This window comes from Pantoea sp. CFCC18177, assembly GCF_059412425.1.
In genome coordinates, this window is record NZ_JBNBPL010000034.1 from 19,560 (window position 1) to 31,983 (window position 12,424).

Annotated in this window: 11 protein-coding genes; 4 read left to right on the top strand and 7 right to left on the bottom strand. The window is 54.9% G+C overall.

The genetic code is table 11. The features are described 5' to 3' along the window. Positions 1-27 precede the first annotated feature (27 nt). From ACPUC8_RS23915 to ACPUC8_RS23945, 7 genes are all read right to left on the bottom strand, one after another. Positions 28-1,965 carry a methyl-accepting chemotaxis protein gene (locus tag ACPUC8_RS23915; protein WP_494927549.1) on the bottom strand — a complete coding sequence of 646 codons (1,938 nt, stop codon included), beginning with the start codon at positions 1,963-1,965 and terminating at the stop codon, positions 28-30. Between the two features lie 214 nt (positions 1,966-2,179). Then, the gene (locus tag ACPUC8_RS23920) at positions 2,180-2,647 is read right to left on the bottom strand and encodes a GlcG/HbpS family heme-binding protein (protein ID WP_058972434.1); all 468 of its coding nucleotides are present in this window, start codon (positions 2,645-2,647) and stop codon (positions 2,180-2,182) included. 210 nt (positions 2,648-2,857) lie between these two features. Beyond that, entirely contained in the window at positions 2,858-4,255 is a 1,398-nt protein-coding gene (locus tag ACPUC8_RS23925; RefSeq protein WP_494927550.1) for a c-type cytochrome, read from the bottom strand. Next, a complete protein-coding gene (locus tag ACPUC8_RS23930; protein ID WP_039333881.1) occupies positions 4,255-5,847 on the bottom strand; it encodes a GMC family oxidoreductase in 1,593 nt (530 codons plus the stop codon). Before ACPUC8_RS23930 ends, ACPUC8_RS23925 begins: the two co-directional genes overlap by 1 nt. Before the next feature lie 21 nt (positions 5,848-5,868). Next, positions 5,869-6,525 carry a sugar dehydrogenase complex small subunit gene (locus ACPUC8_RS23935; protein ID WP_039333883.1) on the bottom strand — a complete coding sequence of 219 codons (657 nt, stop codon included), beginning with the start codon at positions 6,523-6,525 and terminating at the stop codon, positions 5,869-5,871. 2 nt (positions 6,526-6,527) lie between these two features. After that, entirely contained in the window at positions 6,528-7,004 is a 477-nt protein-coding gene (locus tag ACPUC8_RS23940; RefSeq protein ID WP_494927551.1) for a GlcG/HbpS family heme-binding protein, read from the bottom strand. 38 nt (positions 7,005-7,042) lie between these two features. Continuing rightward, positions 7,043-7,441 (bottom strand): DoxX family protein, encoded by a 399-nt coding sequence (locus tag ACPUC8_RS23945; RefSeq protein WP_039333887.1) that lies wholly within the window; start codon positions 7,439-7,441, stop codon positions 7,043-7,045. Between the two features lie 489 nt (positions 7,442-7,930). Between ACPUC8_RS23945 and ACPUC8_RS23950 the strand changes: the two genes are divergently transcribed. The 4 genes from ACPUC8_RS23950 (at position 7,931) to ACPUC8_RS23965 (ending at position 12,413) form a co-directional block, all read left to right on the top strand. Next, positions 7,931-8,908, top strand: a complete 978-nt coding sequence (locus ACPUC8_RS23950) for a hydroxyacid dehydrogenase (RefSeq protein ID WP_039333889.1) — start codon at positions 7,931-7,933, stop codon at positions 8,906-8,908. 3 nt (positions 8,909-8,911) lie between these two features. Continuing rightward, on the top strand, positions 8,912-9,604 hold the full coding sequence (locus ACPUC8_RS23955; RefSeq protein ID WP_494927552.1) for an RraA family protein: 693 nt from the start codon (positions 8,912-8,914) through the stop codon (positions 9,602-9,604). A gap of 113 nt (positions 9,605-9,717) precedes the next feature. Beyond that, positions 9,718-11,178 carry an MFS transporter gene (locus ACPUC8_RS23960; protein WP_494927553.1) on the top strand — a complete coding sequence of 487 codons (1,461 nt, stop codon included), beginning with the start codon at positions 9,718-9,720 and terminating at the stop codon, positions 11,176-11,178. A gap of 257 nt (positions 11,179-11,435) precedes the next feature. After that, positions 11,436-12,413 carry a DUF1852 domain-containing protein gene (locus ACPUC8_RS23965; RefSeq protein WP_494927554.1) on the top strand — a complete coding sequence of 326 codons (978 nt, stop codon included), beginning with the start codon at positions 11,436-11,438 and terminating at the stop codon, positions 12,411-12,413. Positions 12,414-12,424: the final 11 nt, after the last annotated feature.

Consider the following 12,424-nt stretch of genomic DNA (forward strand, 5'->3'; position numbering starts at 1 on the left):
CCGCTACACAATGAACGCCTCGTCAATTTAACTCAACTGAAAACGTCCCACCGTAAGCGCCAATTGTGCCGCCTGATCCTCCAGTGAACTGGCGGCAGCCGACATCTCTTGCACCAGTGCGGCGTTTTGCTGCGTGGTGCCGTCCATCTCGTTCACCGCGATAGTCACCTGGCTGATGCCGCGCGCCTGCTCATCGGAAGCCACCACAATCTCACCGATGATGGTCCGCACCGAGTTTACCGCTTGCGTCATTTCCTGCATGGTTTTACCTGCATCCTGCACCAGTTGCACACCGCTGCCGACACGCTGGCTGGACTCCTCGATCAGCGCCGCAATCTCTTTCACTGCGTTGGCACTGCGCTGTGCCAGGTTACGCACTTCAGAGGCCACCACCGCGAAGCCGCGACCTTGTTCACCAGCACGTGCCGCTTCGACTGCGGCATTAAGCGCCAGAATATTCGTCTGGAACGCGATACTGTTGATGATGGCGGTGATGTCGCCAATTTTCTTCGCACTCTCGTCAATCTGCGCCATGGTCTGCACCACTTCCCCCACCAGCGTTTCACCCCGGCTGGCAATCTGCGTGGCATTTTCCGTCAGTTCCGTGGCCTGATGTGCATTACTGGCGTTATGTTTCACTGTGGCGGTGATCTGCTCCATGCTGGCAGCGGTTTGCTCCAGTGCTGCCGCCTGCTCTTCGGTGCGAGATGCCAGGTTGAGGTTGCCGCTGGCGATCTCCCCGGCACCTTGTCGCACCGATGAACTGGCATCCTGAATCTGTCCGACAATTTCGCGCAACTGATTCTGCATGGTGTGCAGCGCATAGAACAAGCTGTTGTTATCACGCGCTTTCAGGGTGATGACATTGTCGAGCTTACCGTCCGCCACCGCTAACGCGATGGTTGCCGCTTCCAGTGGCTCGCCACCAATCGGTTTGAGCACCTTGCGGTTAAACAACACGCCAAGTAGTGCGCACACCACCAGAATACTGATGATCATCAGGATCACGGCATTGATCAACTGGCGATGCGCGGCTGCCATCACTTGACTCACCGGGGCCACCACGCCGAGATACCACTTCTGATCGCTATTGCCGATGACAATCGGTTGCCAGGTCACCAGCGCATCCTCACCGAGGATATTGTCGTGCTGCTCATACGCCGAAGCGCTAAAACTGTGGGTATCGCCTTTCCACGCTTTGCTGGTCTGATTCTTATCCGGGTAAGAGACCACATTCCCTGCGCTGGAGAGCAACATGGCATAACCCACGCCCTCCCAGGGTTTGATCTTGTTGACTTTTTCTTGCAGCGAGGCCAGTGAGATGTCTGACGTCACCACACCCCATAATTTGCCTTTACTGATGATGGGTGCTGCGACGGATGTCAGTAAGGTAGGAATACCATTGTAGGCATAGCTGTAGGGTTCAATCAGCGTATCCTTTTGACTCTTCTGCGGCAGCAGATAGTAGTCACCCTGACCCGGCGTAAAGATCGAGGTGAGCGGATGCATATTGAATTTGCCTGACTGATCGCGGTCGACAAAGTAAGCGTAACGCCCTTTGGGTGCCGCATTCGGTTGCGTGGCGAATTCAGCATCACGCCCGTCGAAAGCATTCTCTTCGAAGATAACGGATACGGAAAGATAATCAGGATTGTCGCGTAACGCAGACTCCATCACTTTGTCCGCGACCTTACGATCCTGGATGCCCGCTTCGGGTAGTGCGATCAGGCTATGTCCGAGGTTATGCGCCACATCGCGCGCATAGCTCAACTCCTGCTGGATTTGCAGTGCCTGGGTTTGAGCAATCTGTTGTAAATAGTTTTCCGCCAGCGATTTCTGCTCATTGCTGGACTGCCAGCTAAGTACGCCGATGGTGACAGCAAAGCCAAGGGTAATCGTGATGGCGCCCGTCAGCAGCATTTGCGTGCGGGTGCTCATAGTTTTCTTTGATGCGTGTTTGGCCATTATGGCGCTCCTGGGGTTGACACTTTTTCGGTTAAAAAGAACCACTCCCTGTGCGCGTACATCCCTCAGAAGAGACTATCGGCGGATGATGGAAGAACTTGATGGGGGATGGGAATTCAATACAGCGCGATAAATCGCGCCGCAATCCTTTGATTGGGACGCGCCTTGGCACGCCCGCAGTCGGTGACGGGCGGCGACGGGCGCACTATGGTGACTATTTAAAACTGTCGCTGGCCGCTTTGGCAATGGCGATTTCATTCGGGTTAGCGGAACCACTCACGCCGACTGCGCCAATGGTGTTGTTCTGCCACACCACCGGTGAGCCACCGCCCAACGGGATCACGCCAGGTAAAGTCGCAATAGCCGGCTCTTTGCCGTTGGCACGATCCATATATTTGTCCGTAGGAGTGCGATACAGCGCCGCCGCACGGCCTTTGAGGATCGAGGAATCGATGCAGCCCACCGGCGCATTGTCCATCCGGTTAAATGCCAGCAGCTGACCCGACTGATCCAATACCGCAATGCAGACATTCGCATTGAGTGCACGCGCTTTTTCCTGTGCGCTGGCGATCAGTTTCTGGGCATCACCCTGCGAAAGAATGGTTTGGGTCAAGGTGGCGTGTGCCGCCGCAGAACCCAGTAGAGCGGTAGTCAACAGAGCCAGAGATAAGGCCTTTTTCATGTCACTTCTCCATAAACAACGGTATCACTAAAAACGGGCAGCACGACGGTGGATATTGCTTACCTGGGCGCTACCGGTCGCCATAAATGGCGCCCCTACAAAGTCATCGCCCAGTGACATAGTCATTGCGCGTTTTTTGTAGGGTGCGCATCGATGCGCACCGGCATATCACTCAAGTCCTCAGCAATCCTCCGCTGCGCTCCCCAACGATTATTTCCTTCGGCGCAGCACCATGATTAACGCCAAAATGATCACCAGCAGCGCCACAACGCCGCCGGCAATGCTTAACACATGCGCATAGCGCATCAACCAGCTGCCGCTTTCCCCTTTCAGGGTTTGTTCAACATCGGTGGCAGTCACGGCATGTTGCGGATGACCAAAGTTAGTTGAGACGTAATCCGCGACTTTGGTCAGCTCGGCCTGTGAGAATTGAGTGCGAAACTCTGGCATAAAGGCATGATCGCCATCGGTTTTACGATCCACACCTTCTGCAATGGTCATGATCAGATTGGCCGGATCGTCCGACAGCACGGCCGACGAACCCACCAGTGAAGGATAAAAGTGCTGCGCATCGTGCGTGCCGCGCCCGTCACTGGCATGGCAGGTTGCACAGGCACCGTTATAGAGCTGCGCACCACTCATCCCTTCACCCGAAACATAATCGGTGATGCTCTCTTTCATGCCGGTTTCAATGGCGGAAAGTGGCGTCGGCTGAGGAACCACAGCAGGTGCTTTACGATCTGCTCCGCCAATCGGCGTGACCTGTTTCAGGTAATGTGCCATAGCGGCGAGATCGCTCTGCTGCATTTTCGAGAACGAGTTCTGTACCGCTGTCCCCATCTCCCCGGCAGCAATCGCTTTACCGTGCAGCGCACCCGTGCGCAGGTAGGTGACAATTTCGGCTTCACTCCAGTCACCGATGCCGGCCTGCTTATCCGGCGTGATATTCGGCGCAGTCCAACTGCCAACTTTGCCACCGGATAAGAAGCGATCGCCCTGTTCAGCCATCATGCCGTTGCGCGGCGTATGGCAGGTGGAGCAGTGCGCCAAGGTGCGTACCAGATATTCGCCGCGTTCGGTACTGCCCGCTGCCGCATCGCTGCCCGGAACGGCGCGACTATCAAGGAACATCAGATTCCACACCGCCATCACCGGACGGAAGGAAAACGGGAACGGCAGGTCGGTTTCCGGCGCGGGATGATCGTCGGCTGGCACGCCCAGCATCAGATAGGAGTAAAGCGCGTGGATATCCTCATCGGATAAGCCCGCAAATGCGGTGTAAGGCATCGCCGGATAGAGGTAGTGATTGCCCGGCGCTTTCCCTTTGCGCATCACATCCGTGAAGTCGGCCAGGCTGTAATTGCCGATGCCTGCCGTTTTCGATGGCGTAATGTTTGAGCCGTAAATCATGCCCATCGGCGACTGAATGGCGAAGCCGCCTGAGAAAGGTTGACCGCTGTGCGGATCGCGATGACAGGCGGAACAGTCACCGGCAGTGGCCAGATACTCTCCACGCTTGACCAAATCGGGCGAGGCATCTTGTGCCTGCGCGAATCCGGCGACCAATAGGCTAGCCGCAGCGAGATGCCTGAGCTGTTTGCGCATCATCAGATCTCCCTCGCAATGGTGTCAGCCATGCGCAACGCCAGCGCAATACCGGTGAGCGTCGGGTTGACGGTGGCGGATGTCGGCATCACGCCAGTGGTGGCGAGGAACAGGTTGGGATGATCCCAACTGCGACAGTGTTCATCCACCACTGAATCACGCGGGTTATCGCCCATGATGGTGGTGCCCATAATGTGGTATTGATTGCGCCATCCGGTTGGGGCTTCGATCACTTCACCGTTAAAGGCTTGCAGGAAGTTGGCGAAATCTTTGTAGGCCTGCGGGCGCATGCCACGTACGTAGTCATCAAGGTGATAATTCACGTTGAGCATCGGCAAACCGATCGAATCTTTACGGTCGTAGTTGGGTGTCACCCGGTTGGTGGGGCTGGGCAGCGTTTCACTCATGGTACTGATATTCATGATGCGTGATGCCCGGTCGCGGATGGCATCATCCAGCGCCTGGCCCATCATGCCCTGCTTGAGCAGCGGCACGGTGACATCGACATTCGGCACCAGATTACGCAGCGAATAACGTATAGCAGAGTGCTGCGCGCGGCTGGCCTCATCGCGACGATTTGCAATGGTACCGTGCTGCACCGATCCGCGTCCGGTCCACAGCGGTTCATCCGCGAGGAAGGTCAGGCTTAAGCCGGTGTGATCCATCAGGTTGCGGCCGACCTGGTCTGAACTGTTGGCGACATCGTTCATCAGCAGCAGTTTCGGGGTTTCCAGTCCGTGTGCGGCAATGATGAAGGTTTTCGCTGTGAGTCGCGTGTCTTTGCCGTCAGGCTGGCGATAGTGCAGCGCGACAATTTTGTTACTGGCGCCCTTCTCCAGTTTCCACGCCACACACTCGGTGCGCAGTTGCACGCCCAGCGCGACGGCTTTATCGACGTGCATGTCCCCCGAGTACATGGCGCCAATCGGACAAATCGGCTCACAGTTATTGTTGCCGGCACAAGCTGGACGGCCATCATAAGGACGTGAGACGCGCGCATGAGGTTCGTGGATCACCTGATAACCCATCGGCCCCAGCTTTGACTGCATGCGCTGCACCATGTACGGCTTGGCTTCCGGCGGCAGCGGGTACGCTGCGGAGCGCGGCGGATAGTGACCGCGCCCTTGTCCGCTCTGGTCTTCATTCGCGGTGCCTACCACACCAATTTCACGCTCGGCTTTGACGTACCACGGCTCCAGCTCACCGTATTCAAATGGCCAGTCTCGGCCCACGCCGTAGACACTTTTAAGCTTGAAATCGTTGGGCAGCAGACGCCAGCAGGCCGATGCCCAGTGGCGGGTGCTGCCCCCTGCTACGCGCAAGTAGCTTGTGACATACTGGAAATCATCGTCACCTTTAGCGTCGATATAGCCATCGGTATAAGAGTTCGGCGCCCATGGCAGATTAGGATAGGGTGTGCACCAGTTACGTTTACTGGCACCGTTGCGGTAATTTTCCACCACTTTCCAGCGTGGAATGTAAGACCCTGCTTCCAGCATAATCACCGATTTGCCTGCTTTCGCCAGTTGATAAGCGGCGTTGGCGCCCAGCGCACCGGAGCCGACGATGACCACGTCGGCATCAAATTCACTCATGATATACCTGCTCGATTCTTGTTATGTGTTGTTGTGCTGCGCCAGCATCGCCTCGGCTTCCACGAGGGTTTTGGCTTTGCCTTGCACCATCAGTAACCAGGGGGCTTCAGGCGGTTTAATCGCGTTGGCGGCGAGAGGCGAAAGATCGCCCCATTCGCGGATCTGCGCTGACATCGGTGGCGCGGTCACACCAGCCGGCACCTCAGCCCAGTAGTCACCGCCCGCTCTGGCGTAGCTTGGCCGAATGGTATGGTCGCGGGTGGGTTCGTACATCAGCGCGGACAGGAAAGTAACGAAATGGGCGTCATCCACCGCTTTGGTAGTGGAGGGATGCCCGGTATAACCGAGGTACCACGGCGAAATGATGGTTAACGCGGTTTTGACATCGGCATCATCCAGCTGCGTGACGATCTGCTCACGATCTTCACTGCGCAGTGCGTTGAGCCGGGTCATTAACCGCGCGAGCTGCGCGGGAAACTCAGCGTCCTGTTGGCACAACAGCGTCCACAAGCGTTCGGTGATACCGACGTCGAGGCCACGGCGTCCGGTCAGTAATTCACTGGCGCGCAGCAACAGTGATTGTGAGGCGTCAGCCGGTGCGGCCAGCAACGGCTGCAGCGGGATCGACACAATCACGGGCGTTGCCATCATCAGCTGTAAAAAGCGTCTTCTTTCCATGGCTAACCTGCTTTCAACGCCGACAGCGCGCCTTGCGCGGCTTCTGCATCCACGTTGCCATCTGGCGTGCTGACACCAATCGCACCGACCACTACACCATCAATTTTCACCGGCTCGCCACCCGGCAACGGCACCACCGCAGGGTTACCTAACAGGCCGATGTTTCCGGCGGCTATTTTCTGCTGGAAGCTGGCGGTAGGTGCACCAAAGGCGGCTGCCGAGTGGGCTTTCTTCGGTGCCAGCTCGCTGTTGGCGAGCGTCGCGCCATCCAGACGCTCATAGGCAATCAACTGGCCGAAAGGATCGACCACGGCAATCGCGCCGCCAATGTGATGACGGTCAATAATTTGCTCCGCCTTAGCCACCAGTTGCTGCGCCTGATGATGGGTTAATACCGCAATCTGGTTAACCGGTTCGGCGGCATGTGCTGAGGCACAGAGTATTCCGCCGCACAGCAGCACTGTCGGAAGTTTTTTCATCGATGTTGTCCTAAAAATGAAGGTGTTAGAGGGAATGCTCAGTGGCGCGCGAGGCGTTGCTGAATAAGATGATCAAGGCTCCATTTGCCACCACCGTGTAGGCACAGCATCAGGAATCCTGCCGCGCAGGAGATGTTTTTCAACCACACCATCAGGTGCGCGTGGCTGTAGCCCTGATAAAACAGGAACCCCGCCACCACTGAAAACACCGCCATAAATATCGCGGTAAAGCGTGTGAGAAAACCAAGTGCGATCGCCAACCCACCACCCACTTCCAACAGGATGACCAACGGCAGGAAGAAACCGGGTACGCCGTTGTCCGCCATGGTTTGCAGGTTGTCAGCGTAGTGGGTGATTTTGTCGAGACCCGACGTGAAGAACAGACCGACCGCCATAACGCGACCCAGTACGGCGAGCAGATCTTTGGACTGATACATGATGTAACCGTTCTATTATGTAGTTGTTAATGAACCAAACGGTACACTCGGTGACTTTAGTTACATTTATCATTTCGTGCGGCTAAAAATTGCTCACCGCCAAGCCTGCTCAACATTCCATCGCCTTCTGCTCAAAACAGCGGCGATAAAATATTTGACAGGCATCAGGGTGTTGAGAGTGTTTTTTGAAGTAGATCACACTATGAGTCAGGGTTTTTAACGGCACTTATGCGGCCTGCGCCACTTACGGCTTCAGGGTTTTCGCCCTGTTTATGAGTAAAAATCCTAAAGAGTAGGGACTGGCATGATCCTCCTGATTTTCGATCATGACGTTAACAATTATCCAACATAAAACGGTGCTTAGTCGGTCAGCCCGGATGCGCGAATTTTGCACACTGATTCCTTTAGGGAATGAATTAATAACCTTCGCAGAATATTTTTTATCGATTGTCGATGCCAGGATGACGTAAACCCTATTGGAGAATCGACATGAGTTATCGCTTTCTCGTGACCACCACGAGCCTTGGCCAGGGAGGCCGTCAGCTTCTCGCTGAGGCCGGTTGCACGGTGGATTATCTTGCTGACGCCAACGACATTGCGGAGGTCGAACATCGCATGAGCACCGTGGCGTACGATGCGGTGATTTCGCGCACTGTGGTGCTGAATGCCAAGGCCATTAACGCCTGCCCTACGCTGAAAATCATCTGCAAGCATGGCGTGGGCGTGACCAATATTGACGTTGCCGCAGCCACGGAGCGTGGCATTCCGGTGTTAACCACGCCAGCCACCAATGCTCAATCGGTTGCGGAACTGACACTGGCACTGATGCTGAATTGCGCGCGCCGCCTGCCCTTTTTCCAGCAGGAAGTCACCGCCGGACGCTGGACGCGCAGCGGCGATGGCGAGGAGCTGCAAGGCAAAACCCTGGGTCTGGTGGGCTTTGGCGAAATTGGCCGCCGAGTGGCGCGTTTCGCCCGCGTGATTGGGATGAAGGTCGCATTTTTCGACCCTGCTACCCCCGCCGATGCGGACTTAGAAGGTGCACAGCGCTGCGCGACGTTGGACGCGCTGCTGCCACTGGCAGATGTACTCAGTCTGCACTGTCCGGTGACACCGAAAACGCGTCTGATGATTAACGCGCAAAGTCTGGCGCAGCTGCCAGCGCACGCCACGCTGATCAATACCGCGCGGGGTGAACTGATTGACGAAGAGGCACTGATTGCCGCGCTACAAAGCGGGCAGTTACGCGCTGCCGCACTGGATACGGTAACCCAAGAGCCGCTGGCGGCAGATCATCCTTTCCGCGCGCTCGGCAACCTGATCATCACCCCGCATATTGGCGGTTCCACCCCACAGGCGCTGGATGCCGTGGCACAGAGCGCCGCACGCCAATGTCTGGCTTTTCTCGATAACCAACAGATCAACCTCTCAGCCTGTGTCAATCCACAGGCGCTTAACCGGAGTTAACACATGACGATTCATAAAGACTGGCCCATTGGCTATTTCATCGGTGAGCGTGGCGCACAGATTGATGCGGGCGTGATTGATGCCTTCCGCGCACTGCCAGTGCCAAATATTGGTGATTCGATGGGGCGCAGTGTCGGTGCCATTGGATTGCAGGCGTATCACAACGATGCAAACCTGGTGCTGTGCGGGCCAGCCATCACCGTAAAGGTTCGTCCAGGCGATAACCTGATGATTCACAAAGCCATTGAGATGGCACAGCCCGGCGATGTGATCGTGGTTGATGGATCGGGCGATCTGACCCAGGCATTGATTGGGGGTCTGATGCGGACCTCCGCCGTGACCAAAAAGATTGCCGGTTTCGTGATTGATGGTGCCGTGCGCGATCTGAATGAGTGGGCCGAAGGCGGCATTGCCTGCTGGGCGCGTGGCAATACCTTACGCGGTCCTTCGAAAGAAGGCCCTGGTGAAGTGAATTCCACCGTACATTGCGCGGGGTTAGTGGTGTCGCCAGGAGATTTGATCGTGGCTGATACAGACGGCGTGATAGCCATCCGACAAGATGAGCTGAGTGTCCTGCTGCCACGAATACAACAGCACGCCCAGCGTGAAGAGAAGATCCGCGCCAGCAATATCGCCGGTAACAACGATCCCGAGCGTTTCAACGCGATCCTGCGTGCGAAGGGCTGCCCGGTTTAATGATTTCGTCTGCGCACTCTGGATCAGGGTCGCGCGATATGTCGGGTCGCCAGAACATGGCGTCCCTTATAAACCTGCATAAAAAATAATATAAAACAACGGAGTACCCTACCGTGCTTAAGAAAATTTCACTGAGCGAGTCGATACCGCCTCCGATGACCTGGCGCGAGAATTTCACACCTGAAGAGGGAAAAGCCTTTGGCGCGCAACTCTCTGCGCGGCTGGAGCGCTTGCCCGCCGCCCGTCCCCTATGGCTGATCATCTTCGCCCTGGCGCTGGGTGGCTGGTTTGAGGTCTACGATGTGTTTCTGACCGCTTATATCGGTCCCGGCATGGTGCGTGAAGGTATTTTTTCCCACGGCAGCCATAACTTTTTTGATCCTACCAGCCTGGGTGCCTTCGTCGCGGCGATGTTTCTCGGTGTGTTCCTTGGTACGTTGCTTATCGCCAATTTGGCTGACCGTATCGGACGTAAGAAGGTGTTTATCATTGCGCTGCTCATTTATGCGGTGGCCAGTGGCATCATGGCTTTACAGCATCACCCTTTTGCCGTGGTGTTTTGGCGCATTATTTCCGGTATCGGCGTCGGTGCTGAACTGGTGACGATTGACGCCTACGTCTCGGAATTTATTCCTGCACGTCTGCGCGGGCGTTCTTATGCCTTTGTGCAAGCGATTCAGTACACCTCCATTCCTACTATCGCCTTCCTTTCGTGGCAGTTAGTGCCGCAAGAGATACTGGGTTTGAGTGGCTGGCGTTGGGTGGTGCTGTTTGGCTGTATCGGTGCGATCCTGGTGTGGATTATTCGTATGGGCTTGCCAGAAAGCCCGCGCTGGCTGGTTGAACAAGGTCGTTATAAAGAAGCTGAGGATGTGGTGCGCAGACTGGAAGCGCGTGTAGCGAAATCGACCGGTTCTGCCCTACCCGCAGTGGATCTGCAGCAGTGCATCCCAACTGAAGCTAAGCCTGCGGTGAAGAATGAGATGTGGCGCCCGCCGTATCGTCGACGCACCATCATGCTGCTGGTGTTTAATTTCTTTCAGTCAATTGGTTATTACGGTTTTGCCAGTTGGATCCCGACCTTACTGGCAGCAAAAGGGGTGACCTTTACTCACAGCCTGCTCTATTCGTTTCTGATTGCGTTTGCCAGCCCGCTGGGACCGCTGGTGGCGATGACATTTGCTGACCGCATTGAACGTAAGTGGCTGGTGAGCGGTTCTGCTCTGGCGATTGCCATCGTCGGTACTATTTTCTCCTGGCAGTCACAACCGGTGATGCTGGTGACATTGGGGCTGTTGCTGTCGCTGGCCAGTACCTGTATGACCTTCTCTTATCGTGCCTATCAGGCTGAACTGTTCCCGACACGTTTTCGCGCCAAAGCGATTGGCCTGGTCTATTCCGTTAGCCGCATCAGCGGCATGCTGTCTGGCTTTACCATTGCCTGGGTGTTGAGTGAAATGGGTGTGAGTTCAGTCTTCGCCGTGATTTCTGGCGCGATGGCGATAGTGGTGTTTACCATTGGGGTTTATGGCCCTCGCACCCTGAATCGCCGACTTGAAGAGGTGAATCCTTAAGCGGGCGGCCAAATGGCCGCCCCTACGATCCTCTCCCCGCAATATATTGAACACCTTTCAGGCAACATGAGAGATCATGAAGATGCTTCATGTTCAGTGAAATTAAATCACTTTTCCTCACCTCAAGACTCTGGCATAAATGATGCCATGTGAAAGCTTCTAGACGTCTAAACGTCTAGTGAATACAAAAACCTTTCAGCCTTGCTAACCCAGGAATGAAATCAGGTTTTCTGTCAGAACTTAGGGTGCCAGATCAAATGAACGCAGACTTTATCTTTACCGTGAAAAAAACCACTTTCGATGAGAACTACAACCCTTCCGAAAGCACGCGTATTACCACTAACTTTGCGAACCTGGCGAGAGGCCAGCATCGTCAAGAGAACCTGCGTAACGCCTTAAAGATGATGGATAATCGCTTTAACTCACTGGCATCCTGGGATAACCCAAAAAGCGATCGTTATTCTGTTGAACTCGATATCATTTCTGTAGAACTGGACATTGAGGGAAATGGCACTACGTTCCCCGTGATTGAAATCCTGAAAACTCATATCGTTGATAAAAAAACCGATCAGCGCATTGAAGGGATTGTTGGCAATAACTTCTCCTCTTACGTGCGCGATTATGATTTCAGCGTATTACTGGCTGATCATAACAAGCGCAATGCTGGATTCAGCACGCCAGAAAACTTTGGCGATCTGCATGGGAATATCTTTAAAAGTTTCGTTAATTCGGACAAGTACAAAGAGCACTTCAGCAAGGCACCGGTTATCTGCCTCAGCGTTTCCAGTAAGAATGTGTATACCCGTACTGGCAATCAGCACCCGGTGTTGGGCATTGAATACCAGCAAGATGAATATTCATTGACCGACCAGTACTTCCATAAAATGGGATTACACGCGCGCTATTTCATGCCCGCCAACAGCGTTGCGCCTTTAGCCTTCTACTTCTCTGGTGATTTGCTGCGTGATTACAGCGATCTGGAGCTGATCAGCACCATCAGTACCATGGAAACGTTCCAGAAAATTTATCGCCCGGAGATTTACAACGCGAACTCACCAGCGGGCCAACGCTTTCAGCCAAGCCTGAACCACCAGGATCATTCATTAACGCGCATCGTTTACGATCGCGAAGAGCGTAGCCTGTTGGCAACTGAGCAGGGTAAGTTTACTGAAGAGAACTTCATCAAACCTTACCAAAACATTCTTGAGCAATGGTCTGCTAATTTCGCGCTTTGATTAACCGAAAA